This is a genomic window from Streptomyces luteoverticillatus (assembly GCF_003970715.1).
GTDB lineage: Bacteria > Actinomycetota > Actinomycetes > Streptomycetales > Streptomycetaceae > Streptomyces > Streptomyces abikoensis.
In genome coordinates this window covers 5,504,138-5,523,531 of the sequence record NZ_CP034587.1, presented here as the reverse complement: position 1 = coordinate 5,523,531, position 19,394 = coordinate 5,504,138, and the positions used below count along the sequence as shown (strand labels likewise).

Annotated in this window: 16 protein-coding genes; 7 read left to right on the top strand and 9 right to left on the bottom strand. The window is 71.5% G+C overall.

Annotated elements, in window-relative coordinates; all coding sequences use genetic code 11:
• Nucleotide 1: 1 nt before the first annotated feature.
• Nucleotides 2-940, bottom strand: coding sequence for a homocysteine S-methyltransferase (gene mmuM / locus EKH77_RS24680; RefSeq protein WP_417922184.1), 939 nt, complete (start codon nt 938-940; stop codon nt 2-4).
• Nucleotides 941-1,301: 361 nt separating this feature from the next.
• Here mmuM and EKH77_RS24675 point away from each other — a divergent pair, with 361 nt between their 5' ends.
• Nucleotides 1,302-1,532: a hypothetical protein gene (locus tag EKH77_RS24675; protein ID WP_126916493.1), complete on the top strand. Its 231-nt coding sequence runs from the start codon at nt 1,302-1,304 to the stop codon at nt 1,530-1,532.
• Between the two features lie 32 nt (nt 1,533-1,564).
• Here the strand turns inward: EKH77_RS24675 and EKH77_RS24670 are convergent, their stop codons facing one another.
• From EKH77_RS24670 to EKH77_RS24655, 4 genes are all read right to left on the bottom strand, one after another.
• Complete coding sequence (locus tag EKH77_RS24670) at nt 1,565-2,023, bottom strand: DUF6099 family protein (protein WP_126916492.1); 459 nt, start codon at nt 2,021-2,023, stop codon at nt 1,565-1,567.
• Nucleotides 2,024-2,142: 119 nt separating this feature from the next.
• Nucleotides 2,143-2,493: a nucleotide pyrophosphohydrolase gene (locus EKH77_RS24665; RefSeq protein WP_126918265.1), complete on the bottom strand. Its 351-nt coding sequence runs from the start codon at nt 2,491-2,493 to the stop codon at nt 2,143-2,145.
• 188 nt (nt 2,494-2,681) lie between these two features.
• Complete coding sequence (locus tag EKH77_RS24660) at nt 2,682-3,830, bottom strand: ATP-binding protein (protein ID WP_126916491.1); 1,149 nt, start codon at nt 3,828-3,830, stop codon at nt 2,682-2,684.
• Nucleotides 3,831-3,856: 26 nt separating this feature from the next.
• Nucleotides 3,857-4,264: a cell division protein SepF gene (locus EKH77_RS24655; protein WP_126916490.1), complete on the bottom strand. Its 408-nt coding sequence runs from the start codon at nt 4,262-4,264 to the stop codon at nt 3,857-3,859.
• A 192-nt stretch (nt 4,265-4,456) separates the two neighbouring features.
• Here EKH77_RS24655 and EKH77_RS24650 point away from each other — a divergent pair, with 192 nt between their 5' ends.
• Both EKH77_RS24650 and EKH77_RS24645 read left to right on the top strand, forming a co-directional pair.
• Entirely contained in the window at nt 4,457-5,062 is a 606-nt protein-coding gene (locus EKH77_RS24650; RefSeq protein WP_126916489.1) for a TetR/AcrR family transcriptional regulator, read from the top strand.
• Nucleotides 5,063-5,094: 32 nt separating this feature from the next.
• Nucleotides 5,095-5,937, top strand: a complete 843-nt coding sequence (locus EKH77_RS24645; protein WP_126916488.1) for a putative RNA methyltransferase — start codon at nt 5,095-5,097, stop codon at nt 5,935-5,937.
• A gap of 55 nt (nt 5,938-5,992) precedes the next feature.
• Here the strand turns inward: EKH77_RS24645 and EKH77_RS24640 are convergent, their stop codons facing one another.
• The gene (locus EKH77_RS24640) at nt 5,993-6,796 is read right to left on the bottom strand and encodes a polyphosphate polymerase domain-containing protein (RefSeq protein ID WP_164737854.1); all 804 of its coding nucleotides are present in this window, start codon (nt 6,794-6,796) and stop codon (nt 5,993-5,995) included.
• Between the two features lie 8 nt (nt 6,797-6,804).
• On the bottom strand, nt 6,805-7,437 hold the full coding sequence (locus EKH77_RS24635; RefSeq protein ID WP_126916486.1) for a DUF4956 domain-containing protein: 633 nt from the start codon (nt 7,435-7,437) through the stop codon (nt 6,805-6,807).
• A 206-nt stretch (nt 7,438-7,643) separates the two neighbouring features.
• Here EKH77_RS24635 and EKH77_RS24630 point away from each other — a divergent pair, with 206 nt between their 5' ends.
• The 4 genes from EKH77_RS24630 to EKH77_RS24615 are packed head-to-tail and all read left to right on the top strand — an operon-like array spanning nt 7,644 to nt 15,731.
• Nucleotides 7,644-9,200 carry a TIGR02677 family protein gene (locus EKH77_RS24630; RefSeq protein ID WP_126916485.1) on the top strand — a complete coding sequence of 519 codons (1,557 nt, stop codon included), beginning with the start codon at nt 7,644-7,646 and terminating at the stop codon, nt 9,198-9,200.
• Complete coding sequence (locus EKH77_RS24625; RefSeq protein WP_126916484.1) at nt 9,197-10,432, top strand: TIGR02678 family protein; 1,236 nt, start codon at nt 9,197-9,199, stop codon at nt 10,430-10,432. Before EKH77_RS24630 ends, EKH77_RS24625 begins: the two co-directional genes overlap by 4 nt.
• Nucleotides 10,429-14,496, top strand: coding sequence for a TIGR02680 family protein (locus EKH77_RS24620; RefSeq protein ID WP_126916483.1), 4,068 nt, complete (start codon nt 10,429-10,431; stop codon nt 14,494-14,496). Before EKH77_RS24625 ends, EKH77_RS24620 begins: the two co-directional genes overlap by 4 nt.
• The gene (locus tag EKH77_RS24615; protein WP_126916482.1) at nt 14,493-15,731 is read left to right on the top strand and encodes a TIGR02679 family protein; all 1,239 of its coding nucleotides are present in this window, start codon (nt 14,493-14,495) and stop codon (nt 15,729-15,731) included. Before EKH77_RS24620 ends, EKH77_RS24615 begins: the two co-directional genes overlap by 4 nt.
• Before the next feature lie 111 nt (nt 15,732-15,842).
• On the opposite strand, the gene EKH77_RS24610 is transcribed toward EKH77_RS24615, so the two are convergent.
• Complete coding sequence (locus tag EKH77_RS24610; protein ID WP_126916481.1) at nt 15,843-17,171, bottom strand: class I SAM-dependent RNA methyltransferase; 1,329 nt, start codon at nt 17,169-17,171, stop codon at nt 15,843-15,845.
• 139 nt (nt 17,172-17,310) lie between these two features.
• Nucleotides 17,311-19,362: an APC family permease gene (locus tag EKH77_RS24605; RefSeq protein ID WP_126916480.1), complete on the bottom strand. Its 2,052-nt coding sequence runs from the start codon at nt 19,360-19,362 to the stop codon at nt 17,311-17,313.
• Between the last annotated feature and the right edge of the window lie 32 nt (nt 19,363-19,394).

Here is a 19,394-nt window from a genome sequence, read left to right as displayed (position 1 = left end):
CCTACTGCTTTTCCAGTAGCGCGGCCAGCTCCGCGATCCGTTCCGGGCCGACACGGCAGCAGCCGCCGACGATCCGGGCCCCGGCGGCCCGCCAGACCGCGACCCTCGCGGGATCGAATGTCGCACGCCCCCGCCAGCCCTTTGCTCGCGCATCCCATCCCTCCCCACTGTTCGGATAGACCACGACCGGTTTCCCCGTCACCCGGGCGGCGATCTCCACCGCCCGGTCCGCATCACCCGGCGCACAACAGTTGACCCCTACGGCGATCACTTGGTCGTTCCCGGCGGCCACCGCGAACGCCTCCGCCAGCGGCTGCCCCGCCCGGGTGGCCCCGCCCTCGACGCTGTACGACAACCACACCGGCACCCCGCAGCCCCGTACGGCCTGCAGCAGCGCCCGCGCCTCGTCCGCGTCCGGCACGGTCTCCAGCGCCAGCACATCCGGCCCGGCCCCGGCCAGTACCTCGATCCGTGGCCGGTGGAACCGCTCCAGCTCCGCGACGCTCAGCCCGTACCGTCCCCTGTACTCGCTGCCGTCCGCGAGCATCGCCCCGTACGGCCCGACGGACGCGGCGACCCAGACTTCCCGCTCAGCCCGCACGGCCGCCCGGCGCGCCAGCTCCACGCTCCGCCGCAGCAGCGCGGCCGTCTCCTCCCTCCTCACTCCCCTTTTCGCGAACCCCTCGAAAGTCGCCTGATAGCCGGCCGTGATGAGCACCTGGGCGCCCGCCTGGACATAAGCCGTGTGCGCGGCCTCGATCTGCGCGGGGTCGTCGGCGAGCAGCCGGGCCGACCACAGCTCGTCGGACAGGTCACAGCCCTGGGCCACCAGCTGATTGGACAGCCCGCCGTCCAGGACGAGCGGCCCTCGCGCGAGCGCGGCCGCGAGCGGGGTGCCGGGCAGCGCGTCCGGCACCCCCGCATCCAGCACTCCGGACACGTCAGGCGGTGTCATCGGCAAGGTGCCTGGCGGGGTATCAGGGGCGGACGTCAAGGTGCTCCTCCAGCGGCTGGGTGGGCCTCTTCCCACCACTATCGCGCCCCCCTCCGCGCGCCTCAGCCCCGCCCGCTCGAACAGACGTCAACAGATCGCCTCACGCCCTCCCCTACTCACTCCGGCCGGGTGAAATTCGCCCGTGCCGGGCGGCCCACGGAGCCTCCGCCAGTGTCCGGCGCGTCCGGCTGATCGTTGGCTCGGGCGGAGCCGGACCGCCCGGCCCGCGCACCGGTGTCCGCTGCCGGAGGCGATGATCGCAACGCCGCCCGACCGCTCGGGGAGGGCGAGGGCCGAGGAGGCCACCATGACCCAGGAAGCCGCGCCCGACGAGGCCGTGCCCACCCAGGCCGCTTCCCCACAGCAGGGCGCACCCAAGGGCCTGCTGCAACAGATGGAGGAGCTGATGGCGGCGCTCAACGCCGATCTGACGCAGCTCGACGCCGACCTTCAGTCGTCGGAGCGGCGAGCCGTCGGCGACGAGCCCGAGGAGCCCGCCGAGCCCACCTCGCCCAGGGGCGGCGCCGGCACGGACTGACCTCCACTCCCCCAGGCAATCCCCTGGGCGCCTCATGCCGCACCGCCTCGCGTCCGCAGGGCGAGCCGTCTGAGCAGCCCTCCGATCCTGTCGCTGGTCTCGTCGGCGGCGTCGATCGCCTCTATGCACTGCCAGTAGACGGCATCCTCATCACAGGCGCCGGCGACGCCCACCAGCGCGATGCCGACCTCGCCCAGGAGCTCTCCGAGGTCCGTCAACGCCGCCCAGGGGTCACGCACTTCGGCGAGCTGCGCCGCTCGTAAGCCTCCGGACCGCAGCGCGGTCTGGCGCAGCGCGCCGGAGGCCCGGGCCCCGGCCTCGCTGAGGCCGAGGGCCGCCGCGCGCGCCTCGAAGGGCCCGTGAAGGGCGAGATGGCTGCCGATGGCCTCGGCCAGCGCCTGCGCCTGCCATGCCTCGACGACGATGTCCCGCACCTCCCTGGCCTGCGCCAGGGCGTGCCGAGTGGCCACGATGAGCCGCACTGCCTCCATGACCGTCCCCCATGCTTTTCCGTCCGCCCGCTCTCACTACCCAGAGTGATGACTAACCGCCGGAAAAGCCAGGGGAATTCAGAAATCTGTGGATACCAAATGCGGTGTGGATAACTCAATCACTCCGGAGAGTGACGACCGCCGTGGTCGGCGACGCCGTCACCGGCCTCCTTCAGTGCCGGAAATCGCCGCTCATTTCGGTCGATCTTCGCCGAAAGCGCCGCCAGGACATCGATGCCCAGCACCTCGCAGAACTGGAGCAGGTAGGCCAGGACGTCCGCGACCTCGTCCTCGACCCGCGCCGCGGTCGAGGGTTCCTCCATCACCCGGGCCGACTGCTCCGGCGTCAGCCACTGAAAGATCTCGACCAGTTCGGACGCCTCGACGCTGAGCGCCGCGGCCAGGTTCTTGGGGGTGTGGAACTGCTGCCAGTCGCGTGCCGCGGCGAAGGCCGCCAGCCGGTCCTGCAGCGCCCGGACGTCGAGACCCGCCGCCCCGGCGGGCTCACGGCGGTCAGGTCCGGCAGGTCCGTGCGGCCCGGCAGGCCCGTCAGATCCGGCAGGTCCGCCGGACCCGTCAGGGTGGTCATGACGGTCAGAGCAGCCACGGCGGGCTTCCTCATGGGGCTCAGGGTGCTCAGTTTGTTCAGGGTGTTCACTCACGCCCCCAGGTCTACCATCGATGCCCCTGCCACCTCACCGGCCACTTCCGCCGCGGCTCCCCGCAGCGTTCCCACCAGTCTGATGTGCCCTCGTTCGCACATCCGCGCCGCCAGTTCCAGCAGCTCCCGGGCCTGCCGTGCGTCGAGGCACCGGTCGAGGCCGTCCGCCAGGACGGTGAGCACCTGCCGGGCCTCCAGCACCTCAGCCGCCGGATCCACCGCCAGCACCCCCGGCCCCGTCAGCAGCACCAGGCACAGCGCCAGATAGCGCAGCTCTCCATCGCCCAGCCGTTCCAGCGGGGTGGCGGCCCCGGTCTGCCGTCCCAGGACGGCCCGCACGAACCCGCCGTCGAGGCCCTCCACGGACAGCCCGTCGACCGGGCCGCGACACCCCGCGTCCGCAGCCGCGACCAGCAGGGCGTGCCGGGTGACGCACTCGTTGCGCGTGCGCCCCAGGACCGCGGCAACGTTGTCGCACGCGCCGCGCAGTCGCCCGTCGCGCGCGGCGACCGGCGCGCGCATCAGCTCGGGCCGGGGGTCACAGGGGAAGACCGAGCGCAGGGCGATCACGACCTGTTCGGCGGCGTCGAGGACCATCCGCTGCCCGGCGGTCTTCCCCGCGACCCGCAGTGGCAGGAGCGCCGTGCCCAGCCGGTCGTCGGGCAGGGGCGCGCGGGTGACGGGCACGGACCCCGCCGTGTGCCAGGCGGCCTCGACCCTCGGCAGCCCGGGGTCGCGCAGCGCTGTGGAGAGCAGCGTCAGCCCCGACCCCGTCAGCCGTTCGCCGACGACGCGCAGTTCGGGCTCGGCCTGGACGGCCACGTCCAGCAGGACCGGCCCCACCGGGCCCTCCACGGTGCACCCGATCCGGAAGCCCCGCCTTCCCTGGGCGTCGGGTCTGGCCTGCTGCGGTACGCACGCCTGGGCGCCGCCGGCCACCGGGGCCAGCGCCTCGTCGAGGGTGTCACCGCCCGCGAGCCGGGCGAGTACCTCGTACGCCTCCAGGGCGCTGGACTTGCCGCTGCCGCTGCCGCCCCGGAAGAGGGTCAGCGGATCGAGCGGGAAGACGGCGTTGCGGTGCGACTTGAAAGCGGAAAGCCGCAGTTCGGTCACGACGGGGCGCTTATGCGGATTGGCGGCGTCCATGTCTGAGGACCGTAGGCGGCACGTCGTCAGCCAAACCGTTTCATCTGATCATTCTTCCTACGATCGGGGTACCCGGAGGCCACCTCGGTCCCTTCCGGGGCCAGCAGGAAGACATTGGTGTCGACCCGGTGCATGGCACTGCCCAGCCCGAAGACGACACCGCTGGAGAAGTCGAGGATGCGCTTGGCCACGTCGGTGTCGGCGCTCGTGAGGTCGAGCAGCACCGGGACGCGGGCGATCAGGTGCTCGGCGACCTCGCGGGCGTCCGCGAAGATCTGCACCCGGAGCACGACGAGCCGTCGCTGCTTCTCGGCGGGCTCCTCCTCGGGCAGGGCCCGGTGGTCGGGCCAGGACGGCCAGGCCTGGTGGCTCCGCAACGGAACGACCTGGGCAAGCCCCTCCCACTGCTCATCAGTCGCCTCGGACCGGTTCACCGGACCACCCCTCCGGGGAACGTGCTGGGTATGTACATCCCGCGATTCTAGGGATAAAAAGCCCCCGTTAGGCCCAATGACACGCGCCCCTAGGGGGCCGATCGGCCCAGGGGCCGGCTCTTGGGCGCCCAAACACCACCCCGTCGGCGAAACGAAACGTATCGCCTCGATCACTCGCTACACTCCCGTTTCATGCCCGACAAGACAGCACCCGACGCCGCCCGGCGCAGCCAGCGCTCACGCCAGGCGATCTGCGAGGCCGCCCTCTCCCTCGTCGGCGAGACCGGCTACGACAAGCTGACGATCGAGGGCATCGCGGCCCGCGCCGGCGTCGGCAAGCAGACGATCTACCGCTGGTGGCCGTCGAAGGGGGCCGTCCTGCTCGACGCCTTCACCGAGACCATGGAGGCCGGCGAAGGCACGCTGCCCGACACCGGCGACCTCGCGACGGACCTCAAGGCCGTGCTGCGGGCGACGGTCGACGAGTTCAACGACCCGGCGTTCCAGGCCCCGTATCGCGCGCTCTACGTGGCCATGGTTAACGACTCCGAGGTCTCCGCCGGTTTCACGAGCAAGGTGATGGAACCGGGCACCCAGGCCTACGTCGACCGGATCCGCGCCGCGCAGGACGCGGGAGAGGTCTCCGAGGACATCGACCCGCGCCTGGCCGCGGAGCTGATCCTCGGCCCCTTCGCCCAGCGCTGGCTGCTGCGGAGCCAGCCGCTGACGCACGAATTCGCCGACAGCCTTGTCGACATGGCCCTCACCGGCCTGCGACCCCGGAATCCCCGGGCCTGACGCATCACGCATAACGGTACGATCGGTACGCGATGTTGAACCATATTGTGCGGTACCTGCACTGCCCCCACTGCACCGCTCCCCTGGCCATGAAGGACCGTGCGCTGGCCTGCTCGAACGGCCACTCCTTCGACGTGGCGAAGCAGGGCTATGTGAACCTGCTCCCGGGGGCGGTCAAGTACAGCGCCGACACCCGGGAGATGGTCGACGCCCGCGCGGAATTCCTGAGCGCCGGCCACTACGCCCCCATCGCCGACGCGCTGGTCGCCCTGGCGCGCGACGCGACCGACTCGTCGGCCGAGGGTTGCGTGCTCGACATCGGCGGCGGCACGGGCTACTACCAGTCCCATGTCATGGACGCCTTTCCCGAGGCGGAGGGCATCCTCCTCGACATCTCCAAGTTCGCCGCACGCCGAGCCGCCAAGGCGCACGCGCGCATCGGCGCCGTGGTGGCCGACGCCTGGCAGGCCCTCCCCCTGCAGGACGCCTCCGCCGCGCTCGTCGTCAACACCTTCGCCCCCCGCAATGGCCCGGAGCTCCGACGGGTCCTCCACCCGCGGGGCACCCTCCTGGTCGTCACGCCCCGCACCGACCACCTCCAGGAGCTGATCGACGCCCTCGACCTGATGCGCGTGGACGAGCGCAAGGAACAGCGCCTCTCCGACCAGCTCGCCCCGCACTTCTCGACCACGGCGTCACGCGCCCTGACGACGACCATGACGCTCGACCACCACGCCCTGACCCAACTGGTCGGCATGGGCCCGAATGCCTGGCACCGCGACGGCGAAGCCCTGGCGGCACGGATCGCTGCGCTGCGGGAGCCGTACGAGGTCACGCTGTCGGTGACGCTGACGGCGTACCGACCGCTGGTCTGAGAGGCCAGTACGGCACTGACGCGCTCCTCACGACTGCTGTCATCCGCCCTCCACGTCACCCGCCCTCCCCGAACACCCGCCGGGCCGCCCGCCGCCAGCGGTTCGCCGGGAGGGCGGGGCGAAGAGCCGCCAAGGCTCCGCAGTACTTGGTGAAGACGGCGGGTCGCATCCCATGAGCGTGCAACAGCCGGTCGACGTCACTGAGGTGGCCTGCGGACTTCGTCTCGACGAGGACGAGCGCGGCGTCGCCGCGTACGGCCCGCCCTGTGCGCGGGTCGCCGCAGATCAGGCCCGCGTCACAGGTGACGCGTTCGCCGTCGCCCACCAGAGTCGTCCGTAGGTAGTCCGTGGTGAGGGAAGGGCGCAGGGCCGTGGGCGCGTCGATGCCGTGCACCCGCTGCAGGGTCTCGGCGAGATACGCGCGGCAATGGGGGTCGAGCAGGGTCTCCGAGCCGGTCAGAGCGCGACGGTGCTTGACCGTGGCACCACGCCTCCCCTTGAGCTTGACCTCGAACTGCCGCTCCCCCGAGTCCTCGTACACCCGCTCACGGATCTTGAAGCGGAGCCGGCGGCCCTGGCGGTGGTCGTGGAAGGAGCGGAGCTCCGGGGTGTCGTAGTAGACGGAGTGATACCGGAAGGCCCGACGCCCGCCGATGGCCAGCACCCGGAAGGGGCCACCCGGCCACCGGGCATCCGTCAGCCAGCCGGCCATGCTCAGGAAGACCGGTGCGGGCACGAGATAGCTGCGGTCGAAACGGGTCAGCAGTCCGGCCCGTTCGTTCACTTCGGTCAGGGAGATGGGTGCGGCGGCCCAAGCCACCCGCGCGACGGCCCGCGCGGCTGTCGTGGAAGCTGCCATGGCGGCGGTCATACCGGCTCGCAGACAGGTGCGACCCGGAGTCCGGCCAAGACCTCCGTGCCGAGGTGCGGGCTCTCGTCCAGGTCCGGCTCGCGGTACCGGACGTCGACGACCATCAGGTCACGGACGTAGTCCACCTCCATGACGGTCCACCGCAGTGGCTCGCCCAATCGCCTGGCGAGATCGGCCCGGAGCGCGGCGGATTCACGGTGCACCCGGTCGAGAGTGACGACGGCGCGGCGCGAGCGGGCCAGCAGCCAGTGACTGTCCGCGACCCAGAGCACGAGGAGCAGTACCGCACTCAGCCCGGCCTTGACCGGCACCGTCACATTCGGCAGCGCACAGACGAGGCCGAGGACGAGCGTGGTGAAGTAGTACGCGACGTCCTCCTGCTGCACCGCGTCCGACCGCAGCCGCACGATCGACAACACCCCGAACAGCCCGAACCCGAGCGCGGCCGCCCCTCTGCCGCCCACCGCCGCCAAGGCCGCGACGACCGTGAACAGGCCGGTGTTCAGGGCCAGGTAGGCCGGTACGAGGTCACGTCGGCGATGGCGCGGATAGTAGATCGCGAAGGCCAGCAGACAGACGGCGGCGAGGTCCAGCACCAGGCCGGCGGCGATGTGCCGTAGAGCGTCCATGATTCGCTCCCTCTCGGGTCGGAAGGAGCACAGACGATAGGCCCACCGGGATCGAACATGCTTCGCCCTGTGGAGAAACGTTCCCCTAAGCGGGCGGGGCGAGCCAGTTGCAGCGTGCGACACAAACCCACAGGCGCTGCTTCGACCTGTGAGATTCCCAGCTTTACGCACCCATGCCACGAGTTATCGGAAAGAATGACCGGGCGATGACCCCGACGCCCAAATCCCCAGCCCCTCCCCTGTACGCCCCCTTCGCGCATCTGACCGCACCCGGCTCCGCCCTCTATCGGCGGACGATGCAGACGTTCCTCACCGCCAAGGAGCGCTTCGCGGTACACCTGCGCCCCGAGGACGTGCACGCCGCCCTGCCCGCCGGTGAGCGTCCGGCCGAGCTCGATGCCGTGGTCAACGCGCTCGACAGCCTCGTCAAGTGGGGCAACCTGCGCGCCGATCCCGATACGGCCCGCGTCACCGCTGTCGAGGACTTCTACCGCAAGCGGTTCGTCTACCAGCTCACCCAGGCGGGAGAGGCGGCGGAGGAGGCGCTTTCCGCGTATGACGAAGCGCTGGGCCGGCGGGGCGCGCTCCAGGCGGTCGCGCTGCACGACATCGTCACCCAACTGCGTGCTCTCCTTGTCCTGGGGGCCGAAGAGTTACCGGACCCGGCCAAGACCTACCTCGCACTCGACGCGCTGACCAGCCGGTTCGCGACCCTCGCCGAGAACGCCCGGGCCTTCATGGGGTCTCTGCAGCGCACCATCGACCTGCACGACGTCGAGGAGGAGGTCTTCCTCGCCTACAAGGACCGGCTCATCCAGTATCTGGAGCGGTTCATCCAGGACTTGATCACGCTTGGCGGACGCATCGCCCAGCTGATCCTGGAACTGGAGGACGGCGACGTGATCGCACCGCTGCTCCGGACCGCCGCCGTTCGCGAGGCCGCCGACGCCTCTCCGGAGGACGCGGAACACGCCGAGCGGGAGGCGTGCGCGCGGTGGACCGGGCGCTGGGACGGGCTCGCCGCCTGGTTCATCAGCAGGAACGGACGGGAATCACAGGCGCGGCTGCTGCGCGGCCGGGCTCTCGGCGCGATCCCCCAGCTCCTGGCGGTCGTACGGTCGCTGAACGAACGCAGAGCCGGGCGCTCCGACCGTTCCGCCGACTTCCGTACGCTCGCCCGCTGGTTCGCCGAGGCACCCGACGACGACGCCCGGCACCGCCTGTGGCGCAGCGCGTTCGGGCTCTACCCCTCCCGTCATCTCACCGTCGACGCCGACACCCTCGCCACCCGCATGGCCCGGCCCGTACCGGCTGCCACCCCGTGGGCCGAAGCAGAACCCCTTCGTATCAGCCCTCAGTTGAGGCGCACGGGCAGTTACGAACGGCGCGGCAAACCCCGCAAGGTCGAGGACCGCTCCGAGGCACGCCGCCACCTCGCCGAGATCGCGGCCAAGCAAGCCGCCGAGACCGCCACCGCGCGGGCGCGGCTCGCCACCGACGGGGCGACCCGGCTCTCCGCCCTCGGTGAGCTCGACCCGCTCGCGTTCGGCCTCTTCCTCCAGCTCCTCGGTGACGCCCTCGCCACCTGGCGGCCCGGCATGACGCACACGTCCGCCACCAGCAACGACGGCTCCATGGAGATCCGTCTCACAGCGCTCGGCGACGGCACGACCGCCGAGGTCACCACCCCCGGGGGGACGTTCCGGGGCCCCGACCACATCGTCGAGATCATCGACCTGACCGAGAGGGACAGCAGGCGATGAGCACCCCGCTCGCCGAGGTCCTGGAGGGACAACACTCCTCGGAGCTACGCAAAGCCGCACGCGCTCTGCTCAAGGAACCTCTCCTCCTCGCCCACGGACCGCGTTCGGACGACTTCCGGCTCGTCCGCCGCCACGCTTCGGAACTGCGGGCGTGGTTCGACCGCAACACCGGCTGGTCCCTCCACGTGGACGCCGAAGCGGCCCGCCTGCGCAAGGCTCCCGGCTGTCCCGCCGACCCGACGCACCCCGCTCGTGAGGTCGGCCGGGCCGGCGCCCCTTTCACCCGCCGACGCTATGTCCTGCTCTGCCTCGCCCTCGCCACCCTGGAACGGAGCGAAGCCCAGATAGCACTCGGTCGCCTCGCCGATCAGGTCGTCATGGACGCGGCGGATCCCCACCTCACCGCCGCCGGGATCCACTTCACCCTGGACCGCCGCGACGAGCGCCTCGATCTCGCCGCCGTCGTGAAACTCCTGCTGAGTCTCGGTGTTCTGCGGCGGGTCGCCGGTGACGAGGAGGCGTACGTCAGCGGAGCGGGCGACGTCCTGTACGACGTCGAGCGCCGCGTGCTGGCCGGGCTGCTCGCCACCCGCCGAGGCCCTTCCACAGTGCGAGCCGACACCTTCGACGAGCGGCTGGCCGAGCTGACCACCGACACCGCCCTGGACAGCGAGGACCTGCGGTTCCGCGCGATGCGCCGCACACTGACCCGTCGCCTGCTCGACGATCCGGTGCTGTACTACGACGAGCTGACCGACGCGGAACTCGCCTATCTCACCCGGCAGCGCGGCTTCCTCATCGCCCGCATCACGGAACTGACCGGGCTCGTCGCCGAAGTACGGGCCGAGGGCATCGCCATGATCGACCCCGACGACGACCTCACCGACGTCCGCATGCCCGAACAGGGCACCCACGGCCACGTCACTCTGCTGCTCACCGAGCATCTCGCGGCGGCGGACGGGCCTGTCACCATCGGTGAGCTCCAGCGAAAGGTCCGTGAACTCGCCGTCGCGTACGGAGGCTTCTGGGCCAAGTCCGCCAAGGAACCGGGAGCGGAAGGCGAACTGGTCGAGCAGGCACTCGCCAAGCTCACCGCCCTGGGACTCATCACCCGCCGCGGCGATGAGATCGCGCCCCGCCCGGCCCTCGCCCGGTACGCCGTCGGCGAGGCCGTCGTCCTCGAACCCCGCAACCGGCGCATGCCCCAGCAGCGAAAGGCGAGCAAGCAGTGACCGCCCTCCCCGTCCCCACGCGCTCCCGCTGGCAACCGATGCGCATCGGGCTCGTCGACCTCTTCCACTACGACGAGGAGGAGTTCCACTTCCGCGACGGACGGCTGTTGCTGCGTGGCAACAACGGCACCGGTAAGTCCAAGGTTCTCGCCCTGACCCTGCCGTTCCTGCTGGACGGGGACCTCACCCCGCGCCGTGTCGAGCCCGACGGCGACCCAGGCAAGCGCATGGAGTGGAACCTGCTCCTCGGGGGCGAACACCCTCATCCCGAACGGCTCGGTTACACCTGGATCGAGTTCGGCCGACGGGACGGGACGACCGGCGAGGCCCACTTCCGTACGCTCGCCTGCGGGCTCAAGGCCGTCACCGGGCGCGGCATCGCCCGCCACTGGTACGCGGTCACCGACCAGCGGGTCGGCCGGGATCTCAGCCTGCTCGACGCCACCCGCACCGCCCTGTCCCGTGACCGGCTCGCCGAGGCGATCGCCGGGCACGGCATGGTGTACGACCAGGCCAAGGCCTACCGAAGGGCCGTCGACGAAGCGTTGTTCGGGCTCGGCGAGCAGCGGTACGCCGCCCTCGTGGACCTGCTCATCCAGTTGCGCCAGCCCCAGCTGTCGAAGCGGCCCAACGAGGCCGCTCTTTCCCGGGCGCTGACCGAAGCGCTGCCGCCCATGGACCAGGCGGTCGTCGCCGACGCGGCGGAGGCCTTCCGCTCCCTGGACGAGGAGAAGGAGGAACTGCGGGCCGCCGCCGAGGCCGAGCACGCCGCCTCGGCGTTCCTGGACCACTACCGGCGCTACGCCCGCGTCGCGTCCCGCCGGCGGGCCCGCCTCCCCCGCAGCGAGCACTCCCGGTACGAGCACCTGCAGCGGGATCTCGTGGAAGCGCAGGCGCACAAGGCCCGCGCGGAAGAGGACCGGGCAGCCGCCGAGGAACGCATCGCCGTTCTGGAGGAGACCGAGACACGGCTGCGGGCACAGGACACCGCCCTGCGCGCGGGACCCGAGATGCGCAGCGCCCGTGAACTGGAGCAAGCGGCCACGGATGCGGCCCGCACGGCGGGGGAACGGGAGCGCGCGGAAGCCGACCGGGGAGAGGCGAAACGCCTCCACAAGCGAGCAGTGGAACGGCTCGGCGCGGCCGAGAACCGGCTCGCCTCGGCCCGGCGCCAGGCCGGCACCATCCTCGCCCGGGCCCGCGAGGAAGCCGACAAGGCCCTGGTCGCCCTGCCGGACGAGCCGACCCGGGAGGCGGCCGAGGAGGCGACGGACCGCACGTGGCGCAACCTCGCCCACGTGGAACGCCTCGCCGACGAGGCCGACCGGACCGCGAGCGAGCGTCGTGCGGCCTCCCGGCGGCTCGACGAGGCGGAATCCGACCTCGCACTCGCGGCGGAGGCGCAGCAGAAGGCGGAGGAGACCACGGCGGCAGCCGGCCGGGCGCTGCTGGATGCCGTACGCCGGCACGCCGAGGAGTGCCACGAGCTGGCATACCTGGATCCGGTCGGCCTCCTGGACGAGCTCCAGGAGTGGACCCGGCACCTCGACGGGCCCTACCCGGCCCATACCCGCGCCTCGAGCGCCCACCGCGCCACGTCGGCGCGCCTCGCCGATCACGCGGCAGGCCTGACTCATCGCAAGGCCGGGCTGCGGTCCCGCGTACGGGACATGGAACAGGAGCTGGCCGCGCTCGAAGCCGGAGGCCAGCGCGGGCCCAAGGCCCCGTACACCCGTACCCCGGGGCTGCGCGAGCGGGCGACCGGCTCCCCCCTGTGGCGGCTCGTCGACTTCCGGGACGGACTCGGCGACACCGACCGCGCGGGGCTGGAAGCGGCCCTGGAGGCATCCGGCCTGCTGGACGCCTGGGTGCTCCCGGACGGCACGGCACTCGAACCCGACGGGCACGATGTGCTGCTCGCGCCACGGACCGGGCTCCTGACCGGCCCGTCCCTGGCCGATGCGCTGCGCCCGGCCGTCGATCACGGTGATGCACGGGCCGCGGCGGTCGGTGAGGAGACGGTGACGCGGCTGCTCGCGGCGATCGGGCTGGGTGAGGCGGGCGGCGCGGACAGTTGGGCGGCGACGGACGGACGTTTCCGCGTCGGTGCGCTCACCGGCCGGTGGGCCAAGTCCTCCGCGGAATACATCGGTGAGGGCGCCCGTGAAGAGGCGCGCCGGTCCCGTATGGCCACTCTGCGCACGGAGCTCGCCGCGCTTCGAGACGATCTGGCCGCCACCGTGGCCGAGGCCGAGGCCGTCGTGGCGCGCCGCCAGGGGCTCGACGCCGAGCTGGCCGCCGTACCCGACGACGCGCCGCTCAGGCAGGCGTACGCCCAGGTGGCCGCAGCCGCCGGCGCCGTGCGCCGCGACCGTGCCCGGCGCGACGAACGGGCCGCCGATCTCAACGAGGCGGCCCAACAGGCCGAGCGGGCCACGGCGGAACTCGGCACGACCGCCGCCGACCTGGGCCTGCCCTCCGACCGGGCCGGGCTCGCCGCCGTACGCCAGGCCCTCACCGGCCTCACCCTCGTCCTCGCCGACCTGTGGCCCATCCTGCGCGAGCGCGCCGAAGCGGCCCGTCAGGCGGACGACGAACGCGACGAGGCCCAGCAAGCGGAGCAGCGGGCCGAGGAGCACGCGCTGCGAGCCGCAGACGCGGCCCGCGAGGCCACCGCCGCCGCCGAGCGCCACAGCACCCTGCGCTCCATGGTCGGCGCGGCCGTCGCCGAACTCCAGCGCCGCCTGGCCGAGACCACCGACTCCCTGCGCGAATGCGGAGCCGAGCAGCGCCGCACGCATGGGCGGCACACCGACGCGGACCGTCGGGCCAGCAAGGCCGAAGGCCGTATCGAGCAGCTCGAACAGGGGATTGTCGAGGCGGCCTCCGCCCGTGCCGAGGCGATCGCGGGTCTCCAGAGGTTCGCCGGCACCGGCCTGATCGCGGTGGCCCTGCCCGGTCTGGCGGTGCCGCCCGCCGGCGAAGGTCCATGGGCGGCCACCCCCGCCATCGCCCTGGCCCGTTCCATCGAGACGGAACTGTCCGGGACGGATGACTCCGACGGGGCCTGGGAGCGGGTACAGGGGCGGCTCAGCGAAGAGTTCAAGACGCTGCAGGACGCCCTGTCCCGGCATGGGCACACAGCGTCCGCCCGCGTGATCGAGGACGGAATGGTCGTCGACATCGTCTACCAGGGCCGTGAACGGGCCGTACCCGAACTCGCCGAGGCGCTGGCCATCGAGGTCGGTGAACTCACCCGCATACTGACTGCCCATGAGAGGGAGGCCCTGGAAACCCACCTCGTCACCGAGGTGGCGGGCACCCTGCAGGAACTGATCGGCGCGGCGGAGCGGCACGTACGGGCCATGAACGCCGAGCTGGAGGAACGCCCGACCTCGACCGGCATGAAGCTGCGCCTGGTGTGGCGGGCCTCTCGCAAGGCCCCGGCGGGACTCGACCGGGCGCGGGAACGCCTGCGTCAGTCCGCCGATGCCTGGACTCCCGAGGACCGGGAGGCGGTCGGCGAGTTCCTGCAGGCGCAGATCGCCCAGCAGCAGACCGGCGACGCCGCGGGCAGCTGGCTCGAACACCTCACCACCGCCCTCGATTACCGCACGTGGCACGAATTCGGCATCGAACGCCACCAGCAGGGCCGCTGGGTCCCGGCCACCGGACCGGCCTCGGGTGGCGAACGCGTCCTCACCGTGTCGGTGCCGCTGTTCGCCGCCGCGTCCTCGCACTATGCGAGCGCGGGCAACCCTCACGCACCCCGTCTGGTCACCCTCGACGAGGCGTTCGCGGGAGTCGACGACGATTCGCGGGCCAAGTGCCTGGGCCTGCTGCACGCCTTCGACCTGGATGTGGTGATGACCAGCGAACGGGAGTGGGCCTGCTACCCGCAGGTGCCCGGCATCGCCATCGCGCAGCTCTCACGGACCGACGACGTCGCGGCGGTCCTGGTCACCCGCTGGGAGTGGGACGGCTCGGCGCGGGTGCGGCGGGAGGAGCCGACGTACGAGCGGGACGAGTCCGCCGTGGACAGCCCGGACCTGTTGTGGTCATGAGCGCCCCGCCGCCCGCCGGAATCGATCTCGAGCGCCTCCGCCGACTGCTCGGCGCCCCCGAGCTCGCGTGGCTGGTCGAGCGCGCGCGGCGACGCCTCGAACGCGAGCAGCCCCTCACAGGGACCGTCTCGCTGGCCACCCCCACCGAAGCGCAGAGGCTGGCGGTCGAACGCCTGCTGGGCCGCACGCCACGCGCAGGCCGGTCACTGGCCCTCCGGCTCGACGCCGTGGACGAGGTCCTGCGCCGCTCCGGCGTCAGCCCCGACGGTCTCGCAGCGGCTGTAGAAGCCCTGACAGGTCCCGTCGTCCCCCTCAGCCGGGCACGCCAAAACGAGTCCCGTGCCTGGCAGGAGGCGTATCAGCCGCTCCAGGCCCTGAGCCACGACCGACCCGACCTCACCGCCTGGGCCACCGATCCACGTACCGAAAACCTCGTACGACGCCTCGCCCGAACGCCTGAAGCCGCCAGGCGACTGTCCGTCGACGCCACGAAGGTGCTCCGGGAACTCCCCGCCGAACCGGCTGTCTCCCTGCCAGCCTTCGCCGCCCGCGCACTCGGCAGCGCGCACGCCTTGGACGAGGGCACTCTCCTGGCTACGCTCACACTCTCGGGTATCCGTGCCCTCACCGGCTTCCCCGAAGGCAACGGCGCCGCGTGGCGGCGCGATGCATGGGCGTCAGCGGGACTACTGCGCGACGAGCTGTCCTCGACGGTCCTCACCTTGAACCTTCGCGGCACCCCGGCCCTGGACTGGATGGCCGAAACCGGCGAACCATGTGTCCTGACCCTCCGGCAACTCACTCACCAACGCCCCCGGGCAACACCGCCGGTGGTACGGATCTGCGAGAACCCGGCGGTCCTGGCGGCCGCCGCCGACGCCCACGGCCCCGACTGCCCACCCCTGGTCTGCCTCCAGGGCCAACCGTCCACAGCCGCCCTCACTCTCTTGCGCCACTTGCACGCGGACGGAGCCGCTCTCCTCTACCACGGCGACTTCGACTGGGGCGGACTCCGGATAGCGAACGTGCTGCTGAGCCATGTGCCATGGCGCCCGTGGCGGTTCACGGCCACCGACTACCGCGCTCGGGCCGCCACCGCCTCGCAGCTTCCGCCCTTGACGGGCACGCCGGCCGCATCACCCTGGGACCCTGGGCTGGCACAGGCCTTGAGCGAGCTCGGGGTACGGGTCGAGGAGGAGGTGGCTTTGACGGACCTTTTGGCGGATCTCGCTTGATCGTGCTGTCCGCTCCGCACATCGCCATCGGTCGGCCGGATGCTGCCGAACGTCGTGATACCGCACACAACGCTCGTGCCGCACCTCATGCGCACGTACGAAGCCAGCAGCTCAGCCCTCCGTCTTCACCGGCTTCAGGATCGCCACGCACTCCACGTGGTGCGTCATCGGGAACAGGTCGAACGCCCGCAGCTTCACCGGCTCGTAGCCCTCCTCCGCGAAGTACTTCAGGTCCCGCGCCAGCGCCGCCGGGTCGCACGCCACGTACGCGATGCGGCGCGCGCCCAGCGTGGCCAGGTGGCGGACGGTGTCGCGGCCCGCACCAGCTCGCGGCGGGTCCAGGACAACAATGTCCGCGCTGTCGATGCGCGTGCGCGGGAGGACCGATTCGACCTTGCCCTGTTCGATGCGGACGCGGTCCAGGTCGCGGAGGTTGTGGCGGGCGTCCTCGACGGCGCGCTTGCTGGACTCGATGCCGAGGACGGCGCCCTTGTCGCCGACGCGCTCGGCGAGGGAGCCGGCGAAGAGGCCGACGCCGCAGTAGAGGTCGAGGGCCATGTCGCCCTTGCGCGGCATCAGGCCCTGCATCACGGCCTTGACGAGGGTGTCGGCGGCCTGGGGGTGGACCTGCCAGAAGCCGCCGGCGCCGACGCGGTAGGTGCGGTCGTCGGCGCGCTCGCGGACGAAGGCGCGGCCGTGGACGGGGTGGACCTGCTTGTCGCGCTCGCCGATGCGCATGACGGAGACGGGCTTGTCGAGCTCGACGATGGGCAGGCGGCCGCCCGGCTTGGGGGTGAGGATGACCTGGCGGTCGTGGGAGCCGGTGGCGGCGATGGCCTCGACCGAGGCGATCTGCGGCCACTCGCGCTTCTCGATGCCCAGCTCGCTGACGCCCTCGGCCGCGATCATGCAGTGGTCGATGACCTGGACCTCGTGCGAGCGGTGCTTGCGCAGGCCCGCGTGGCCCTCGGCGTCGATCGCGTACTGGACGCGGGTGCGCCAGGCCGGGACCTGGCCCGCGGGGAGCTTGTCGCCCTCGGCCGGCATGACCGTGCCGTCCCAGCCGGCCTCCTCCGGCGTGAGGCCCGCCAGACGCATCAGCTGCTCCGCGATCACCTCGCCCTTGAGGCGGCGCTGCGCGCCCGGCTTCGCGTGCTGCCAGTCGCAGCCGCCGCACTTGCCGGGACCGGAGAAGGGGCAGGGGGCCGGGACCCGGTCCTTGGAGGCCTCGAGCACACGAACCGCGTCCGCGCGCAGGAAGCGGGACGTCGACTCGCCCTCCGTCACTCGGGCGATCACCCGCTCGCCCGGCAGCGCGTGCCGGACGAACAGAACCCGGCCCGACTCCGTACGCGCCACGCAGTGGCCGCCGTGGGCCACCGGGCCGACCTCGACCTCGTACTCGTGGCCGACCAGCGATGCTTCGGTCTCGTGCTGCATGACTGGTCGACTCCAGTTACGTAGGAAATACAAGGAAGGGGTGCGGTGGGACCCCCCTGGACAACAGCCGTCCAGTTTACGTCCCGCCGCACCCCATTAGCGACATCGGTGTATCAGCGACATCGGTGTCCCGCGCCGCTTACTTCTTCGTCGCGGCCTTTTCCTTCTTCGACTCCCCGACCGGGCCGCGGCGCACCGAGCCCGGCGCGTTCCACTCGGCGCGCTTGCGGGCGCGCCGCTTGGCGACCTCGGAGGAGTCCAGCTGCCACGGCACGGAGGTGACCATCACGCCCGCGGTGAAGAGCAGGCGGCCCTTCAGGCGCAGGGCGCTCTGGTTGTGCAGCAGGTGCTCGTACCAGTGGCCGACCACGTACTCGGGGATGTAGACACTGACCGCGTCGCGCGGGCTCTCCTTGCGGAGGCCCTTGACGTAGTCGATGACGGGGCGGGTGATCTCTCGGTAGGGCGAGTCGAGGATCTTCAGCGGGACGTCTATGCCGCGCCGCTGCCACTCCTCCCGCAGGGCCTTGGTCTCGGCCGCGTCGACGCTGATGCTCACGGCCTCCAGGGTGTCGGAGCGCATCAGCTTGGCGTAGGCCAGGGCCCGCAGGGTGGGCTTGTGGACCTTGGAGACCAGGACGATGGAGTGCACCCGGGACGGGCGGACGGTTTCCTCACCGGGCTCGTCGGGGGCGGCGATCTCCTCGGCGACCCGGTCGTAGTGGCGCCGGATGGCGGTCATGGTGGCGTAGAAGATCACCATGCCGAGGATGGCGACCCAGGCGCCGTGGGTGAACTTCGTGACCAGCACGACGACCAGGACCAGGCCGGTGAGGAAGCCACCGAAGGTGTTGATGGCGCGGGAGCGCACCATGTGGCGGCGCTTGGCCGGGTCGGTCTCGGTCGCCAGGAGGCGGTTCCAGTGCCGGACCATGCCGGTCTGGCTCAGGGTGAAGGAGACGAAGACGCCGACGATGTACAGCTGGATCAGCTTGGTGGAGTCCGCGCCGTAGATGTACGTCAGGACGGCGGCGGCGCCGGCCAGCAGCACGATGCCGTTGGAGAACGCGAGCCGGTCGCCGCGGGTGTGGAGCTGGCGCGGCAGGTAGCGGTCCTGGGCGAGGATCGAGCCGAGCAGCGGGAAGCCGTTGTACGCGGTGTTGGCCGCGAGGAACAGCACCAGCGCGGTGGCGGCCGCCAGCACGATGAAGAGGAACGATCCGTTGCCGAAGACGGCCTCGGCGACCTGCGAGATCACCGGGTTCTGGGTGTAGCCGTCGCCGACCGGCGTGCCGTTCTTCAGCAGGTCGGTGGCGGGGTTCTCGGCCATCCGCACCTTGGTGACCAGGGCCAGGGCGATGATGCCGCAGAACATGGTGACGGCCAGGCCGCCCATGAGGGCCAGGGTCGTGGCGGCGTTCTTGGACTTCGGCTTGCGGAAGGCCGGGACGCCGTTGCTGATCGCCTCGACGCCGGTGAGCGCGGCACAGCCGGAGGAGAAGGCGCGGAGCAGCAGGAAGACGAGGGCGAAGCCCGCGAGGCCGGTGTGCTCGGCGTTGATCGTGTAGTCGGCGGTGGGGGCCTTCATGGTGTCGCCCGCGACCAGGCCGCGGTAGGCGCCCCAGGCGATCATCACGAAGACGCCGCCGACGAAGACGTAGGTGGGGATCGCGAAGAGCTTGCCGGACTCCTTGACGCCCCGGAGGTTCATCAGGGTCAGCAGCACGATGACGGCGATGGCGCACGCGGTCTTGTGCTCGACGACGAAGGGGATGGCGGAGCCGAGGTTCTCGATGCCGGAGGCGATGGAGACCGCGACGGTCAGGACGTAGTCGACGAGCAGGGCGCTGGCGACGGTCAGGCCCGCCTTGGGGCCGAGGTTGACGTTGGCGACCTCGTAGTCGCCACCGCCGCTCGGGTAGGCGTGGACGTTCTGGCGGTACGAGGCGACCACCGTGAACATCAGCACGACGACCGCCACCGCGATCCATGGGCTGAAGTGGTAGGCGGAGACGCCCGCCACGGACAGCACGAGAAGCACTTCGCCCGGCGCGTACGCCACGGAGGAGAGCGGGTCGGAGGCGAAGACGGGAAGGGCGATGCGCTTGGGGAGAAGGGTTTCTCCCAGCTTGTTGCTGTGCAGCGCCCGGCCGATGAGGATCCGTTTCGGCAGGTCGGTCAGTTTGGACACGCAGAGGATCGTACGGGTTGCCCATAGCCGCC